The 15,722-nt window shown below is 63.5% G+C and carries 12 protein-coding genes and 6 tRNA genes; 2 read left to right on the forward strand and 16 right to left on the reverse strand.

From position 1 onward, the window contains the following. Positions 1-567: 567 nt before the first annotated feature. From asd to leuC, 4 genes are all read right to left on the reverse strand, one after another. On the reverse strand, positions 568-1,680 hold the full coding sequence (gene asd / locus ACQ4OD_RS20840; RefSeq protein WP_023630514.1) for an aspartate-semialdehyde dehydrogenase: 1,113 nt from the start codon (positions 1,678-1,680) through the stop codon (positions 568-570). A gap of 63 nt (positions 1,681-1,743) precedes the next feature. Next, the gene (gene leuB / locus ACQ4OD_RS20845) at positions 1,744-2,826 is read right to left on the reverse strand and encodes a 3-isopropylmalate dehydrogenase (RefSeq protein ID WP_139669645.1); all 1,083 of its coding nucleotides are present in this window, start codon (positions 2,824-2,826) and stop codon (positions 1,744-1,746) included. Between the two features lie 96 nt (positions 2,827-2,922). Continuing rightward, the gene (gene leuD / locus ACQ4OD_RS20850) at positions 2,923-3,564 is read right to left on the reverse strand and encodes a 3-isopropylmalate dehydratase small subunit (RefSeq protein WP_110704150.1); all 642 of its coding nucleotides are present in this window, start codon (positions 3,562-3,564) and stop codon (positions 2,923-2,925) included. Further along, the gene (leuC, locus tag ACQ4OD_RS20855; RefSeq protein WP_102685395.1) at positions 3,561-4,994 is read right to left on the reverse strand and encodes a 3-isopropylmalate dehydratase large subunit; all 1,434 of its coding nucleotides are present in this window, start codon (positions 4,992-4,994) and stop codon (positions 3,561-3,563) included. Before leuC ends, leuD begins: the two co-directional genes overlap by 4 nt. A 130-nt stretch (positions 4,995-5,124) precedes the next feature. On the opposite strand from leuC, the gene ACQ4OD_RS20860 reads away from it, so the two are divergent. Together ACQ4OD_RS20860 and ACQ4OD_RS20865 are read left to right on the forward strand one after the other, a co-directional pair. Next, complete coding sequence (locus tag ACQ4OD_RS20860) at positions 5,125-6,003, forward strand: LysR family transcriptional regulator (protein ID WP_139669641.1); 879 nt, start codon at positions 5,125-5,127, stop codon at positions 6,001-6,003. A gap of 62 nt (positions 6,004-6,065) precedes the next feature. Next, on the forward strand, positions 6,066-9,362 hold the full coding sequence (locus tag ACQ4OD_RS20865) for a PAS domain S-box protein (RefSeq protein WP_102685393.1): 3,297 nt from the start codon (positions 6,066-6,068) through the stop codon (positions 9,360-9,362). Between the two features lie 75 nt (positions 9,363-9,437). Here the strand turns inward: ACQ4OD_RS20865 and ACQ4OD_RS20870 are convergent, their stop codons facing one another. From ACQ4OD_RS20870 to gltX, 12 genes are all read right to left on the reverse strand, one after another. Beyond that, positions 9,438-9,881: an Hsp20 family protein gene (locus ACQ4OD_RS20870; RefSeq protein ID WP_031315058.1), complete on the reverse strand. Its 444-nt coding sequence runs from the start codon at positions 9,879-9,881 to the stop codon at positions 9,438-9,440. 130 nt (positions 9,882-10,011) lie between these two features. Further along, positions 10,012-10,983, reverse strand: a complete 972-nt coding sequence (locus tag ACQ4OD_RS20875) for a tRNA dihydrouridine synthase (protein ID WP_430944860.1) — start codon at positions 10,981-10,983, stop codon at positions 10,012-10,014. A 52-nt stretch (positions 10,984-11,035) separates the two neighbouring features. Further along, positions 11,036-11,470, reverse strand: coding sequence for an acyl-CoA thioesterase (locus ACQ4OD_RS20880; RefSeq protein WP_102685391.1), 435 nt, complete (start codon positions 11,468-11,470; stop codon positions 11,036-11,038). Between the two features lie 44 nt (positions 11,471-11,514). Beyond that, on the reverse strand, positions 11,515-12,348 hold the full coding sequence (locus ACQ4OD_RS20885) for an alpha/beta fold hydrolase (RefSeq protein WP_102685390.1): 834 nt from the start codon (positions 12,346-12,348) through the stop codon (positions 11,515-11,517). A gap of 24 nt (positions 12,349-12,372) precedes the next feature. Beyond that, a complete protein-coding gene (locus ACQ4OD_RS20890) occupies positions 12,373-12,912 on the reverse strand; it encodes a TetR/AcrR family transcriptional regulator (RefSeq protein WP_102685389.1) in 540 nt (179 codons plus the stop codon). A gap of 172 nt (positions 12,913-13,084) precedes the next feature. Beyond that, a tRNA-Glu gene (locus ACQ4OD_RS20895) sits at positions 13,085-13,160 on the reverse strand. 42 nt (positions 13,161-13,202) lie between these two features. Then, positions 13,203-13,278, reverse strand: a tRNA-Ala gene (locus ACQ4OD_RS20900). Positions 13,279-13,344: 66 nt separating this feature from the next. After that, positions 13,345-13,420 (reverse strand) — tRNA-Glu (locus tag ACQ4OD_RS20905). Between the two features lie 42 nt (positions 13,421-13,462). After that, positions 13,463-13,538, reverse strand: a tRNA-Ala gene (locus ACQ4OD_RS20910). A gap of 53 nt (positions 13,539-13,591) precedes the next feature. Continuing rightward, positions 13,592-13,667: transfer RNA gene (locus ACQ4OD_RS20915), tRNA-Glu, on the reverse strand. A gap of 72 nt (positions 13,668-13,739) precedes the next feature. Continuing rightward, positions 13,740-13,815: transfer RNA gene (locus tag ACQ4OD_RS20920), tRNA-Ala, on the reverse strand. Positions 13,816-14,106: 291 nt separating this feature from the next. Further along, complete coding sequence (gene gltX, locus ACQ4OD_RS20925; protein ID WP_046854712.1) at positions 14,107-15,588, reverse strand: glutamate--tRNA ligase; 1,482 nt, start codon at positions 15,586-15,588, stop codon at positions 14,107-14,109. Positions 15,589-15,722 lie beyond the last annotated feature (134 nt).

The following is a 15,722-nucleotide window of genomic DNA, read 5'->3' on the forward strand; positions in this document are numbered from 1 at the left end:
GCTTAGAAGCAAGATCAAGAGCAGATATGTTGGTTTTTTAGTGGCTGTTATGTTGTTCTTCATTACGCTATCGCGGGGCAAGCCCGCTCCCATGTTGAATCACATAGTCAAACTATGGTGAGAGCGGGCTTGCCCTGCGATGTTGTTCTAGAGTTCCCACGATGGCAACTAGCGACTAGCTGCGTTAGTGCAGGCGCCGCCCGTAACTTCGCGACTTCAGGAGGCCGAACGCAGGCCTTGCGGAGGGAGGTGACCCCGGAGCGAAGCGTAGGGGCCGGATGAATGGAGCGAGGATTTTTTGGTTCCTTTTTGATCCTTCAAAAAGGGACCCGCCGTAAGGGCGGAAAGGTGAATAACCGTCGACATCGCAAATGAATGCGCATAAAAAATCAAAACAACCAACAACCAACAACCAACAACCAACAACCAACAACCAACAACCAACAACCAACAACCAACAACCAACAACCAACAACCAACAACCAACAACCAATCTAGCACCAATAAAAAAACCCGCATCACTCTCGCAACGCGGGTCCTTCAAAATCCAAACTCAAACCACCCGGATCACCGCTCCAGCAGAATCCGCAACATCCGCCGCAGCGGCTCCGCAGCCCCCCACAGCAGCTGGTCGCCAACAGTGAAGGCCCCGAGGTACTGCGACCCCATGTTCAGCTTGCGCAAACGCCCGACAGGCACGTTCAGGGTCCCGGTCACCTGGGTAGGGCTCAACTCCTGCATGCTGATCTCACGCTGGTTAGGCACCAGCTTCACCCAAGGGTTGTGCTGGCTGATCATGCCTTCGATATCCGCCAGCGGCACGTCCTTGTTCAGCTTGATGGTCAGCGCCTGGCTGTGGCAACGCATGGCGCCAATCCGCACGCAGATGCCATCGACCGGAATCGGGCTCTTGAAGCGGCCGAGGATCTTGTTGGTTTCGGCCTGGGCCTTCCACTCTTCGCGGCTCTGGCCGTTCGGCAGCTCCTTGTCGATCCACGGGATCAGGCTGCCGGCCAGCGGCACGCCGAAGTTGTCAGTCGGGAAGCCCTCGCCGCGCATGGCCTCGGCCACCTTGCGGTCGATGTCGAGGATGGCGCTGGCCGGGTTAGCCAGGTCATCGGCGACCGCCGCGTGAATACCGCCCATCTGCTTGATCAACTCACGCATGTTCTGCGCGCCGGCGCCGGAGGCCGCCTGATAGGTCATGGCGCTCATCCACTCGACCAGGCCGGCTTCGAACAGGCCGCCCAGGCCCATCAGCATCAGGCTGACGGTGCAGTTGCCGCCGATGTAGTTCTTGGTGCCCGCATCCAGCTGCTGGTCGATGACCTTGCGGTTGACCGGGTCGAGGATGATCACCGCGTCATCCTGCATGCGCAGGGACGAGGCCGCGTCGATCCAGTAGCCCTGCCAGCCAGCTTCACGCAGCTTGGGGAACACTTCGTTGGTGTAGTCGCCGCCCTGGCAGGTCAGGATGACGTCGAGGGTCTTGAGCTCTTCGATGTTGTAGGCATCCTTGAGCGGCGCAATGTCCTTGCCCACGGCCGGGCCCTGGCCACCCACATTGGAGGTGGTGAAGAACACCGGCTCGATCAGGTCGAAGTCCTGCTCTTCGAGCATCCGCTGCATGAGCACGGAACCGACCATTCCACGCCAACCGATCAGACCTACACGTTTCATCGCAACTACACCTTTGCTAAAAGTGGGCCGCCACCGGGAGTTTTGGGTGGCGGGCCAGAGAGATTACAGATTCCGCAGCGCTGCGACTACTGCGTCGCCCATTTCCTGCGTACCGACCTTGCGGCAACCTTCGGAGAAGATGTCACCGGTGCGCAGGCCCTGGTCCAGCACCAGGCTCACCGCCTGCTCGATCGCCTCGGCGGCGGCCGACTGGTTGAAGCTGTAGCGCAGCATCATCGATACCGAAAGAATGGTTGCCAATGGGTTGGCGATGCCCTGCCCGGCGATGTCCGGCGCCGAGCCGTGGCACGGCTCGTACATGCCCTTGTTGTCGGCATCCAGCGACGCCGAAGGCAGCATGCCGATGGAACCGGTGAGCATGGAAGCCTCATCCGACAGGATGTCGCCGAACATGTTGTCGGTCACCACCACGTCGAACTGCTTGGGCGCGCGCACCAACTGCATGGCGGCGTTGTCGACGTACATGTGGCTCAACTCGACGTCCGGGTAGTCCTTGGCCACATCCTCGACCACTTCACGCCACAGCTGGCTGGAAGCCAGGACGTTGGCCTTGTCCACCGAGCACAGCTTCTTGCCGCGCACGCGGGCCATGTCGAAGCCGACGCGGGCAATACGGCGCACTTCGCTTTCGCTGTATGGCAGGGTGTCGTACGCCTGGCGCTCGCCGCCCTGCAGCTCGCGCTGGCCGCGTGGTGCACCGAAGTAGATGCCACCGGTCAACTCGCGGACGATGAGGATGTCCAGGCCGGCGACGATCTCGGGCTTGAGCGACGAGGCGTCGGCCAGTTGCGGATAGAGGATGGCCGGGCGCAGGTTGGCGAACAGGCCCAGTTGCGAGCGGATCTTCAGCAAGCCGCGCTCCGGGCGGATGTCACGCTCGATCTTGTCCCACTTCGGGCCGCCCACGGCGCCCAGCAGCACGGCGTCCGCCTGGCGCGCGCGCGCCAGGGTCTCGTCGGCCAGCGGCACGCCGTGCTTGTCGATGGCCGCGCCACCGATCACGTCGTGGGTGAGGCTGAAGCCGAGCTGGAACTTGTCGTTGGCCAGCTCCAGCACCTTGACCGCTTCGGCCATGATTTCCGGACCAATACCATCACCTGGGAGAATCAGAATCTGCTTGCTCATGCTTTCCTCTATCCAATCGAGCGGCGCGCCTTGCGGGCGCGCCGGATAAAACTCAGTGTCCGGTGGCGCTGATCGCGGAGCAAGCCCGCTGCCACATCAATCGCGGAACAACCACGGCTGGCTGGCGCGGTGCTTGCCCTCGAACGCCTTGATCGCGTCGCGGTCCTGCAGGGTCAGGCCGATGTCGTCCAGGCCATTGAGCAGGCAGTGCTTGCGGAAAGCGTCGATTTCGAACTTCAGCACCTTGCCGTCCGGGCGAGTCACGGCCTGGGCGTCGAGATCGATGGTCAACTGGTAGCCCGGGTTGGCCTCGACTTGCCTGAACAGCTCGTCGACTTCGGCGGCGTCGAGAATGATCGGCAACAGGCCATTCTTGAAGCTGTTGTTGAAGAAAATATCGGCGAAGCTCGGCGCGATCACGCTGCGGAAGCCGTACTCATCGAGCGCCCATGGGGCGTGCTCGCGGCTCGAGCCGCAACCGAAGTTCTCCCGCGCCAGCAGCACGCTGGCCCCCTGGTAGCGCGCGTGGTTGAGCACGAACTCCTGGTTCAGCGGGCGCTTGCTGTTGTCCTGGTAGGGCTGGCCGACGTCCAGGTAGCGCCACTCGTCGAACAGGTTGGGGCCAAAGCCGGTGCGCTTGATCGACTTGAGGAACTGCTTGGGGATGATCTGGTCGGTGTCGACGTTGGCACGGTCCAAAGGCGCGACGAGGCCAGTGTGCTGGGTAAAGGCTTTCATGCTGCGCTCCCTTGGATCAACTCGCGGACATCGATGAAGTGGCCGGTCACCGCGGCGGCGGCGGCCATGGCCGGGCTGACCAGGTGGGTACGACCACCGGCGCCCTGGCGGCCTTCGAAGTTGCGGTTGGAGGTGGACGCGCAGTGCTCGCCGCTTTCCAGGCGGTCCGGGTTCATCGCCAGGCACATCGAGCAGCCCGGTTCACGCCACTCGAAGCCGGCCTCGAGGAAAATCTTGTCCAGCCCTTCGCGCTCGGCCTGGGCCTTGACCAGACCCGAACCCGGCACCACCAGCGCCTGCTTGACGTTGGCGGCGACCTTGCGGCCCTTGGCGATCTCAGCGGCGGCGCGCAGGTCTTCGATGCGCGAGTTGGTGCACGAGCCGATGAACACGCGGTCGAGCTGGATGTCGGTGATCGCCTGGTTGGCGGCCAGGCCCATATACTTGAGGGCGCGCTCGATCGAGCCGCGCTTGATCAGGTCGGGCTCGGCGGCCGGGTCCGGCACGCGCTGGTCGACGGCCAGGACCATCTCCGGCGAAGTGCCCCAGCTGACTTGTGGCTTGATCTGTGCTGCGTCGAGCTCGACCACGGTGTCGAACACGGCGTCGCCATCGGAGACCAATCCTTTCCAGGCCTCGATGGCCTGCGTCCACTGCTCGCCCTTCGGCGCATAGGGACGACCCTCGACGTAGTTGACGGTCGTCTCGTCGACCGCGACCAATCCCACACGAGCACCGGCCTCGATGGACATGTTGCAGATGGTCATGCGGCCTTCCATCGACAAATCGCGGATCGCGCTGCCGGCGAACTCCATGGCATGGCCATTGCCGCCGGCGGTGCCGATCTTGCCGATCACGGCCAGGACGATGTCCTTGGCGGTGACGCCAGCGGGCAATTGACCCTCGACGCGCACCAGCATGTTTTTCATTTTCTTGGCCACCAGGCACTGGGTGGCGAGCACATGCTCGACCTCGGAAGTGCCGATGCCATGGGCCAGGGCGCCAAACGCGCCATGGGTGGAAGTGTGCGAGTCGCCGCAGACCACGGTCATGCCGGGCAGGGTCGCGCCCTGCTCCGGACTGATGACGTGCACGATACCCTGACGCTCGTCATTCATCTTGAATTCGACGATGCCATATTCGTCACAGTTCTCATCGAGGGTCTGCACCTGCAGGCGCGACACCTGGTCGGCGATGGCCTCGATACCGCCCTTGCGCTCCGGCGTGGTCGGTACGTTGTGGTCAGGAGTGGCGATGTTGGCATCGATACGCCAGGGCTTGCGGCTGGCCAGGCGCAGGCCTTCGAAAGCCTGGGGCGAAGTCACTTCGTGGATGATGTGGCGATCGATGTAGATCAAGGACGAGCCGTCATCGCGGCGCTTGACCTCATGAGCTTCCCAGAGTTTGTCGTAGAGCGTTTTGCCAGCCATCAGACTGTTCCTCATCAGCGTCTTTCTATGCCAAAGACCCCTTGGCTTGTACGGACGATGCTATGGCGATAGATTGAATAACTCAAATTCATAATTTTCATGCTTTGGATAACCAACAGGAATTCGAACCGTGGACCTGGCCAACCTCAGCGCCTTTATCGCCATTGCCGAAACCGGGAGCTTTTCCGGAGCCGGCGAACGTCTGTTCCTGACCCAGCCCGCCATCAGCAAACGCATCGCCGGGCTGGAGCAGCAACTGGATGTACGCCTGTTCGATCGCCTGGGCCGTGAAGTGACCCTTACCGAAGCTGGCCGGGCCCTGTTGCCGCGCGCCTATCAGATCCTCAACGTCCTCGATGATACTCGTCGCGCATTGACCAATTTGACCGGAGAGGTGACGGGGCGCCTGACGCTGGCCACCAGCCATCACATCGGTTTGCACCGCCTGCCCCCACTATTACGGGCTTTTACTCGACAGTACCCCTCGGTGGCGTTGGATATTCAGTTCCTCGATTCGGAAGCAGCCTACGATGAAATCCTCCATGGCCGCGCCGAAATTGCCGTCATCACCCTCGCGCCCGAGCCCCATCACCTGGTCAAGGCCGTGGCGGTGTGGGACGACGCCCTGGATTTCGTCGCCGCCCCCGAACACCCGCTGGCCAGCAACCAGCGGGTCAGCCTGGCCGACGTTGCGCGCCACCCAGCGGTGTTTCCCGGCGGCAATACCTTCACCCACCACATCGTCCAGCGCCTGTTCGAAAGCCAGGGCCTGGTGCCGAACATCGCCATGAGCACCAACTACCTGGAAACCATCAAGATGATGGTGTCGATCGGCCTGGCCTGGAGCGTGCTGCCACGTACTATGCTCGATGAGCAGGTTGCGCCCATCGCCCTGCCCGGCATACAGCTGTCACGCCAGCTAGGCTACATATTGCACACGGAGCGCACGCTATCGAATGCGGCCAGGGCCTTCATGGCGCTGCTCGACAGCCACGCCGGGGCTGCCTGACCGGTCGCAGGCACGGCATTTCTCTCCACAAGGACGCGTTTTCCGCCAAAGGTCTGGTATCGATGCCCAAATCAGCAAACCGCTTTCCGCGCCTGCCCCGTATTCCCGCGGCCGACCCCCAGGAGTCGGAACAGGCCTGGCAGAACGCTCCCCAGTTGCTGGCCGCGCTCAACGCCGCACGCCTGGGCGCCTGGCTGTGGGACATCGAGAGTGGCCGGGTGAGCTGGTCGCGGGGCACCCAGGCACTGTTCGGCTTCGACCCGCAACGCCCGCTGCCCAACGACGTCGACTACCTCGACCTGCTGCCCGAGGAGGACCGCGCGCGCACACGCCAGGCGTTCCAGGCCGTGGTCAACGGCGAACCGGTCGAGCAGGCCATGCGCCATCGCATCCGCTGGCCCGATGGCAGCGTGCACTGGCTGGAGATCAACGGCAGCCTGACCCACGACCCCCATGGCCGGCCGCAGATGATCGGGGTGATCCGCGAGATCACCCGCCAGCGCGAGCGGGAAACCGCACTGATCAATTCGGAGAAGCGCTTCGCCACCCTGTTCCATCTCAGCCCCAATGCCATTCTCCTGACCCGCCGCCACGACGGCCTGATCATCGAGGTCAACCAGCACTTCGAGCACATGTTTGGCTGGCCAGGCGCTCAAGTGGTTGGCAAGACCAGCGTGGAACTAGGCCTGTGGGTCAACCCCGAGCAACGTCACCAGGTACTGGACGCCACCCGCGCAGGTAGCGGCCCGTTGACCCTCGAGGTGCAGTTCCGCGCCACCAACGGCAAGATCCACGATGGCATTCTCTGCACCCAGGGCATCGAGCTCGAAGGCGTCACCTACCTGATCAGCACCTTCGTCGACACCACCGAGCGCAAACGCGCCGAACAGGCGCTCAAGGACAGTCAGGAGCGCCTCGACCTGGCCCTGGACTCGGCCCAGCTGGGCACTTGGGACTGGCACATCCCCAGCGGCATGCTCTACGGCTCGGCCCGCGCCGCGCAACTGCACGGGCTGGACCCGGTGCCCTTCCACGAATCGTTCGAGGCCTTTTTCGAAGGTGTGCCCGAGCATGAGCGCAGCGTCATGCGCCAGGCCTACCGCAGCCTGCGCGAAGGGCCGGCCGGCAACTACCAGATCACCTACCGGGTGCAACTCGACAACGGCGCCTCGCGCTACATCGAAAGCCGCGCCCGCCTGTACCGCGACGACCAGGGCAACCCGCTGCGTATGGCCGGCACCCTGCTCGACATCACCGACCAGGTGGAGCGCGAGCAGCGCCTGACTGCCTCGGAGGAAAAGTTCGCCAGCCTGTTCCAGGTCAGCCCCGACCCGATCTGCGTGACCCGGCAGGACAGTGGCCAGTTCATCGAGATCAACCCGGCGTTCAGCCAGACCTTCGGCTGGGCCCCGGAGCAGATCCTCGGCCACACCGCCGAGGAAATCGGCCTGTGGGCCGAGTCGGCCGAACGCGCCCAACGCATCGAACGGGTGATCCGCGACCAGGCCTTGAGCAATGTGGCAGTGGTGGTCAACCACCGCAACGGCACGCCGCTGACCTGCGTGATCTCCAGCCGCCTGATCAGCGTCGACAGCCAGCCATGCAGCGTCACCACCCTGCGCGACATCACCCAGCAGCAGCGCGCCGAGGCGGCGCTCAAGGCCAGCGAGGAGAAATTCGCCAAGGCGTTCCATTCCAGCCCCGACGCCATCACCATCACCGAGCGCCACAGCGGGCGCTATGTGGAGGTCAACGACGGTTTCAGCCGGTTGACCGGCTACAGCCCCGAAGAGGTGGTCGGCCGCACGGTCTACGAAATCGGCATCTGGGCCGACGAGAAGCAGCGCGCCGCCCTGCTCAACGAGCTGCGCGAGCGCGGCCGGGTGCATCACCGGGAGATGCTGGGCCGCAACAAGCGCGGCGACATCCTTACCGTGGAAGTGTCGGTGGAGCCGATCAGCCTCAACGAAACCGACTGCCTGCTGCTTACCGCTCGCGATGTCAGCCTGCTGAAGAACGCCCAGGCGCAGATCCGCCACCTGGCGTACCACGACCCGCTGACCAACCTGCCCAACCGCGCCCTGCTGATGGACCGCCTGAGCCAGCAGATCGCCCTGCTCAAGCGCCACAACCTGCGCGGCGCCCTGCTGTTCCTCGACCTGGACCACTTCAAGCACATCAACGACTCGCTCGGGCACCCGGTGGGCGACACGGTACTGAAGATCATTACTGCCCGTCTCGAGGCCAGCGTGCGGTTGGAGGACACTGTGGCGCGCTTGGGCGGCGACGAGTTCGTGGTGCTGCTCAGCGGCCTGGAAGGCAGCCGCGAGCAGGTGGAAAACAAGGTTCGCGAACTGGCCGACACCCTGCGCGAGCTGCTGGCCGAACCGATGTCGCTGGACGGCCAGCGCCTGCAGGTCACGCCGAGCATCGGCGTGGCGTTGATACCCGACCATGGCGCCACACCCGCCGACCTGCTCAAGCGTGCCGACATCGCCCTGTACCGCGCCAAGGACTCCGGGCGCAACACTACGCAGTTGTTCCACACCACCATGCAGAAGGCCGCCAGCGAGCGCCTGCGCATGGAGAGCGACCTGCGCCTGGCCCTGGCCCGCGGTGAACTGGCCCTGCACTTCCAACCCCAGGTCGACGCCCGCGACAACCGTATCGTCGGCGCCGAAGTCCTGCTGCGCTGGCACCACCCGCAACTGGGCCAGCAGCCTCCGGCGCAGTTCATCCAGGTTCTGGAAGAAAGTGGCCTGATCCTCGAGGTCGGCAGCTGGATCCTCGACGAAGCCTGCGACGCCTGCGCGCGCATGCTCGCAGACGGGCTGATCGACGCCGACGACTTCAGCCTGTGCGTCAACATCAGCCCACGGCAGTTCCGCCAGAACGACTTCGTCGAGCGGGTGCTGCGCAGCCTCGACGACTACCGCCTGCCCCGGCGCATGCTCACACTGGAGATCACCGAAGGCATCGTCATCCAGAACCTCGAGGACACCATCAGCAAGATGCGCGAACTCAAGCACCACGGCGTCAGCTTCGCCATGGACGACTTCGGCACGGGCTATTCGTCGCTCACCTACCTAAAGCGTCTGCCGGTGGATGCGTTGAAGATCGACCAGACCTTCGTACGCGACGCACCGGTCGACCCCAACGACGCCGAGATCGTCCGCGCCATTGTCGCCATGGCCCGCAGCCTGGAGCTGGCGGTGATTGCCGAGGGCGTGGAACTGACCGAGCAACTGGAGTTCCTCGAGCGGCTGGGTTGCCATCTGTACCAGGGCTATCTGCACAGCCGACCACTGCCGTTACCGGAGTTTCGCCAGATACTGCTGGAGGCACCGGCGGATTACTGAGGCGCAAACCCGGCTGGAGGCGCCGCAGAATGCAAAAAGGGCACCCGAAGGTGCCCTTTCTTCACTGCGCTGAAATCAGTTCAACGCCGGTTTGTCGCCGTTGATCGGGATACGCTTGGCCTTGGCTTCTTCCGGCACGATGCGCAGCAGTTCGATGCTGAGCAGGCCATTGGCCAGGCCCGCGCCCTTGACCTCGATGTGGTCGGCCAGGCGGAACGACAGCTTGAAGGCGCGCTGGGCGATGCCCTGGTGCAGGAAGGTGACGCCTTCGCTGCTGCCGTCGCGCTTGCCGCCGGTCACGGTGAGAACGCCTTTTTCGACCTGCAGGTCGAGGTCCTGCTCTTGGAAGCCGGCGGCGGCGACCACGATGCGGTAGTGGTCATCGCCATGCTTTTCCACGTTGTAGGGTGGGTAGCTGCTACCCGCCTCGTTACGGGCGGCGGCTTCGAACAGGTCGTTGAAGCGGTCGAAACCGACGGAGTTGCGGAAAAGTGGTGCGAGAGAGAAAGCGGTAGTCATGGTCATGAACTCCTGAGATTCAGCAAGTTAAGTCACTACGCGACCCGACTTCGGCATCGCGTACTCAAGAGATATGTCCTGGCGAAGAGCTTTCAAGGGCTGGCATGAAAAAATTTGCGATCAAGCCGGCTCAGGCAAGACAAGCCTCGACAGCGTGGATTTCCATCCCCAGCAACCGGCTGATCCGCTGACAGTCATCCTCACGACGTAGCTCGGCAAACAGCGTCACCGCTTCGGGGTAGCCGCGGGTCAGCATCGCCAGCCACTGTTTCATCCGCCCCGGGGCGTAGCGTGGCGACAGCTTGTCCTGGGCCTGGCGCCAGAACTCGCGCAGCAGCGGCAGCAGTTCTTCCCAGCTCATCGGCTGGTACTCGACGTCATCGCGGGCCGCAGCGATCTGCAGGGCCAGGTCCGGGCGCGACACCAGCCCACGCCCCAGCATGATGTCTTTCGCACCGCTGACCTCGCGACAACGCCGCCAGTCATCGACGGTCCAGATCTCGCCATTGGCGAACACTGGCACCTTGACCACATCCTGCACCCGCGCCACCCATTCCCAGTGGGCCGGCGGCTTGTAGCCCTCTACCTTGGTCCGCGCATGCACCACCAGGTGTGCCGAGCCGCCCTCGGCCAGTGCCGTGGCGCAGTCCAGCGCGCCGTCGGGGCTGTCGTAGCCCAGGCGCATCTTCGAGGTCACCGGGATATGCGCCGGCACCGCTCGGCGTACTTCGCGGACGATGGCATGCAACAGCTCCGGCTCCTTGAGCAGCACCGCCCCGCCCCGCGACTTGTTGACGGTCTTGGCCGGGCAGCCGAAGTTCAGGTCGATCACCGGCGCGCCAAGCTCGCAGGCCAGCGCCGCGTTCTCGGCCAGACATACCGGGTCGGAGCCGAGCAATTGCACACGCATCGGCACCCCGGCGGCGGTGCGGGCGCCCTGGCGCAGCTCCGGCGCCAGCTTTTCGAACGAAGAGGCCGGCAGCAGGCGGTCGCAGACACGAATGAATTCGGTGACGCACCAATCGATACCCCCCACACGGGTCAGGACGTCGCGCAGGATGTTGTCGACCAGCCCCTCCATGGGGGCCAGGGCAATTTGCATTTCAGGGTCTCGCCATGAAAAAGGCGGCAGTCTAGCAAACTTCCGCCAGCCGTCAGCTGCCGGTCAGCGCCGGGCCGTAGCCGTCGATGAATTCCGCCGGCATGCGCCTGGGCTTGCCGCTGGACAGCTCGATGCAGGCAAAGGTCGTCTGCGCCCGCAGCAAGGTCACGCCGTCGCTCGGGCGCTTGAGCTGGAAGCGCCGGGTCATGCGCAGGCGCTGGTCCCAGTCGATGATCCAGGTGGCCAGTTGCAGCTCGTCGTCCTCATAGGCGGCGGCAAGGTAGTCGATCTCATGGCGGACCACCGCCATCGCCCGGTCCAGCCGGCGATACTCGGCCAGGTCCAGCCCCAGGCGCTGGGAGTGGCGCCAGGCGCAGCGCTCCAGCCAGGTGACGTAGACGGCGTTGTTGGCGTGGCCGAGGCCGTCGATATCCTCGTTGCCAACGCGAAGGTCGATGATGAATGGTGCCGCCAGATCCCAGCTCATGCCTGCTCCTGATTTTCAGTGAACGGGCAGAGTGTACCGGATGCTCAGGCGCTTTGCCGCGCCCGCTCGGTGGAGCGTGCGAGCAGCTCGATCACCGCCTGGCCCAGGCGCGGATCGGCTAGCACCCGCTGATGGCCGCCCTCCTCGAGCAGCAGCAGGCGGCTGTCGAACCAAGCCTGGTGAATCAGCGGTGCCTCGCTGGCGAGCACTACGGGATCGTCCTCGGCATGCACCACCAGGCCCGGCACATCCAGTTGATAGGCACTGACATCTAGGCGCGCCACCTGGACGCCGACATCGCGCTCCACCTGGCGGATAAACGCCGCTCGGGCACGGGCCGGCAACCCAAGCCGCCGGGCAAAGCCCCGCAGCACGCCGAGCAAGCGGGCCGGGGCGGCAATACTCACCGCCGCATCGGTGCGCAGCCCCCACTGCAGCGCCAGCAACAGGCTTGCGCCCCCCATCGAGTGTCCGATCACCGCGCGCAGTGGCGGCAGTTCGGCGGCGGCCTCGAGCAACGCGCGGGCAAACGCCACCACATGCGCTTGCTCGCCCGGCGAGCGCCCGTGTGCCGGCCCTTCCAGCGACACCACGGTATGGCCGCTGTCCACCAGCCGCTCGATCAGTGCCGCGAACTGGGTGGGGCGACCTTCCCAGCCATGCATCAGCAATACCGTCGGCCCCTGCCCCCAGCGCAATGCCGACAACCCGAAGCGCAAGGTGATGCGCTCGGCCCTGGCCAGCAGCGGCAGTTCCCATGGCTTGGGCGGCAGGTTGCGCGGGGTCATGAAGGCGCGGCGCATCTTGCCGGCAACATGTTCAGGGGCCAGGTGGCCGAGGGTGCCATTGACGCCACGAATCCAGCTCAGGGTAGTCATCGCCTTGCTCCAGGGTCAGGTTGCTCAGATCACCGCCGACTTGGCGGCACGCAGTATCCGGTCGGACAGCTCGCCATCGCCCAGGGCGCGGGCCACGGCGAGGCCGCCAACCATCAGGGCGAAATCGGCGAGAGCCTTGTCGATGTCCTCGGGGCGGTCGACCATTTGCGCGGTCATCAGCTCGATGTGTTCGGCCAGCACGTCACGGAAGGCGTCCGGCAGGCGCTGCATTTCGCTCAGCGCATTGGGAATCGGGCAGGCCTGCACCTCGGCATCGCGGTGCTTGCGCGACAGGTAGAAGGCCGCGACCAAGGCACGCCGCTCAGTACCGTCAAGGGCTGGATCAAGCTGAGCGAGCAAGGCACGGCGTTCGGCTAGCAGCTGGCTGAAGGCTTCGAGCATGAGCTCGTCCTTGCTGTCGAAGTGGGCATAGAAGCCGCCGACCGTCAGCCCCGCGGCGCCCATGACCTGGCTAACGCTCGGATCGGCCGGTCCCTGCTGGACCAGTGCGCTGCGCGCCGCATCGAGGATGCGTTGGCGGGTCTTGCTCTTCTTGTCGCTCATGGCTCACCTCTAAATATTATGATCAACATATTATGCTCATAATATTTTCTGGCAAGCGGAATCTGTGGCCATTGATCGGCACAGCTGGACTTTTTCGGAGAGCGGAAAAAACAAAAGGCCCATTCAATAAGCGAATGAGCCTTATAAGTCCTGCAAAACGCAGGTAAAAAATTGGCGTCCCCTAGGGGACTCGAACCCCTGTTACCGCCGTGAAAGGGCGGTGTCCTAGGCCACTAGACGAAGGGGACTTTAACCTTCGTGCCGACCCGCTGTTGCGAATCGTGGCGAATTGGTGGAGCTAAGCGGGATCGAACCGCTGACCTCCTGCATGCCATGCAGGCGCTCTCCCAGCTGAGCTATAGCCCCGAGTAAAACAAAGACTCATCGATCTGGATGATGAGCCTTTCAACTCCCGCAAAACGCGGGTAAAAGTGGCGTCCCCTAGGGGACTCGAACCCCTGTTACCGCCGTGAAAGGGCGGTGTCCTAGGCCACTAGACGAAGGGGACGTAACCTTCGTGCCGATCCGCTCTCGCGAATCGCGGCAAAATTGGTGGAGCTAAGCGGGATCGAACCGCTGACCTCCTGCATGCCATGCAGGCGCTCTCCCAGCTGAGCTATAGCCCCGGATTTCTAGCCTCTCGGCCCAGCGACATCATGCAACATCGCTTGTGCAAAACTGGCGTCCCCTAGGGGACTCGAACCCCTGTTACCGCCGTGAAAGGGCGGTGTCCTAGGCCACTAGACGAAGGGGACGAACCTTCTTACCTTCAAGACCCGTTCGTTGGAACCGGTCTTGCCTGACGACCTTGGCCATCAAGCGGAATTTGGTGGAGCTAAGCGGGATCGAACCGCTGACCTCCTGCATGCCATGCAGGCGCTCTCCCAGCTGAGCTATAGCCCCACAATGTCGCTTTGAACCGAATCGCTGGCTGGGTGCCTGGCGTTTCGTTTTCGTTCATCGCTGTGGACGGGCGCATATTAAGATCGGATTGCAAGGCTGTCAAACGAATTTTCGAAAATATTCAAAAATTTTTTCACAGATAACAATCACTTACCGCCCTGCCCTGCCCCTCTGCGAGGAGTGCGGCCCGTGGGAGCGGGCTTGACCCGCGATGGCGGTCATGAATCCGACATCGCAATCGCGGGGCAAATCGGGTCGCCGCATCGCCGCTCCCACGTGGCTGGAAAGCAATCAGGCGATGTTCGCCAGCAGCTTTTCCCACTCCTTGTTTTCCTTCTTCGACACGCCGCCGAGCAGGTCGATGGCCTGGCGCAGACGGTAGCGGGTCAGGTCGGGGCCGAGGATTTCCATGGCGTCGAGCACCGACACCGAGCTGGCCTGGCCGGTGATGGCGGCGAACATCAGCGGCATGGCGTCGCGCAACTTGAGCTCCAGCGACTCGACCACGGCCTGGATGCAGGCGGTGATGCGGTCCTTTTCCCACTGGCGCAGGCTTTCCAGCTTCCACAGGATCAGCTGCATCACCTGGCGTACCTGGTCGGCCGACAGTTTCTTGCTCTCGAACAGCTTGGCATCGAGCTTCAGTGCGCCTTCAAAGAAGAAGCCACCCAGCGGGGCAACCTGGCTGAAGGTTTCGACCCGGCCCTGAACATGCGGGGCGATCTTCATCATGTAGTCGCTGTTGAACGCCCACTTCTGCACGCGCGCGGCGAACTCTTCCACCGGCAGTTCACGCAGCCATTGGCCGTTGAGCCACGACAGTTTCTCGATATCGAAAATCGGCCCGCCCAGGGAGATGCGCGACAGGTCGAAGTGCTCGACCATCTCGGCCAGCGAGAACTTCTCGCGCTCGTCCGGCATCGACCAGCCCATGCGCCCCAAGTAGTTGAGCATGGCTTCGGGCATGAAGCCCATGCGCTCGTAGAAGGTCACCGAGGTCGGGTTCTTGCGCTTGGACAGTTTGCTCTTGTCCGGGTTGCGCAGCAGCGGCATGTAGCACAGCTTGGGCTGCTCCCAGCCGAAGTACTCGTACAGCTTGATCAGCTTGGGCGCCGATGGCAGCCACTCTTCACCACGCAGCACATGGGTGATGCCCATCAGGTGGTCGTCGACCACGTTGGCCAGGAAGTACGTCGGCAGGCCGTCGTTCTTCATCAGCACCTGCATGTCCATGCGATCCCATGGAATCTCGACATCGCCACGCAGCATGTCCGGGACCACGCAGATGCCTTCGCTCGGCACCTTCATGCGAATCACGTGGGGCTCGCCAGCGGCCAGACGGCGCTGCACTTCCTCGTCGCTCAGCAGCAGCGCGCGGCCGTCATAGCGCGGGGTTTCGCCGCGAGCCATCTGCTCGGCACGCATCTGCTCCAGCTCTTCGGCGGTGCAGAAGCAGTAGAAGGCATGGCCTGCATCGACCAGCTCCTTGGCATATCTGGCGTAGATCTCGCCGCGCTCGCTCTGCCGGTACGGGCCATGCGGGCCGCCGACGTCCGGGCCTTCGTTCCATTCGATGCCGAGCCAGCGCAGTGCGTCGAAGATCTGCTGCTCCGACTCACGGGTTGAGCGCAACTGGTCGGTGTCTTCGATACGCAGGATGAACTCACCGCCATGCTGCTTGGCGAAGCAGTAGTTGAACAGGGCGATGTAGGCGGTGCCGACATGGGGGTCGCCGGTGGGCGATGGCGCAATACGCGTGCGAACGGTGGTCATTGAGAGTCTCGAACGAAGAGAAACAAAGGCGCGATGTTAGCAGGGAGCGGGCATCGGGCTCCAGCAATGGCGCTATCGTCACTTGTGACCTTGCCATCGGCCGCTGTTAAATTTGCTTACACTTTTGCAATGAA

Source organism: Pseudomonas sp. WC1 (genome assembly GCF_050586565.1).
Taxonomy (GTDB): domain Bacteria; phylum Pseudomonadota; class Gammaproteobacteria; order Pseudomonadales; family Pseudomonadaceae; genus Aquipseudomonas.

Excerpts from the sequence above, each read along its gene's own strand:
- asd (WP_023630514.1), bottom strand. The coding sequence starts at position 1,680 with ATGAAACGTGTAGGTCTGATCGGTTGGCGTGGAATGGTCGGTTCCGTG.
- leuB (WP_139669645.1), bottom strand. The coding sequence starts at position 2,826 with ATGAGCAAGCAGATTCTGATTCTCCCAGGTGATGGTATTGGTCCGGAA.
- leuD (WP_110704150.1), bottom strand. The coding sequence starts at position 3,564 with ATGAAAGCCTTTACCCAGCACACTGGCCTCGTCGCGCCTTTGGACCGT.
- leuC (WP_102685395.1), bottom strand. The coding sequence starts at position 4,994 with ATGGCTGGCAAAACGCTCTACGACAAACTCTGGGAAGCTCATGAGGTC.
- ACQ4OD_RS20865 (WP_102685393.1), top strand. The coding sequence starts at position 6,066 with ATGCCCAAATCAGCAAACCGCTTTCCGCGCCTGCCCCGTATTCCCGCG.
- ACQ4OD_RS20870 (WP_031315058.1), bottom strand. The coding sequence starts at position 9,881 with ATGACTACCGCTTTCTCTCTCGCACCACTTTTCCGCAACTCCGTCGGT.
- ACQ4OD_RS20875 (WP_430944860.1), bottom strand. The coding sequence starts at position 10,983 with ATGCAAATTGCCCTGGCCCCCATGGAGGGGCTGGTCGACAACATCCTG.
- ACQ4OD_RS20880 (WP_102685391.1), bottom strand. The coding sequence starts at position 11,470 with ATGAGCTGGGATCTGGCGGCACCATTCATCATCGACCTTCGCGTTGGC.
- ACQ4OD_RS20885 (WP_102685390.1), bottom strand. The coding sequence starts at position 12,348 with ATGACTACCCTGAGCTGGATTCGTGGCGTCAATGGCACCCTCGGCCAC.
- ACQ4OD_RS20890 (WP_102685389.1), bottom strand. The coding sequence starts at position 12,912 with ATGAGCGACAAGAAGAGCAAGACCCGCCAACGCATCCTCGATGCGGCG.
- gltX (WP_046854712.1), bottom strand. The coding sequence starts at position 15,588 with ATGACCACCGTTCGCACGCGTATTGCGCCATCGCCCACCGGCGACCCC.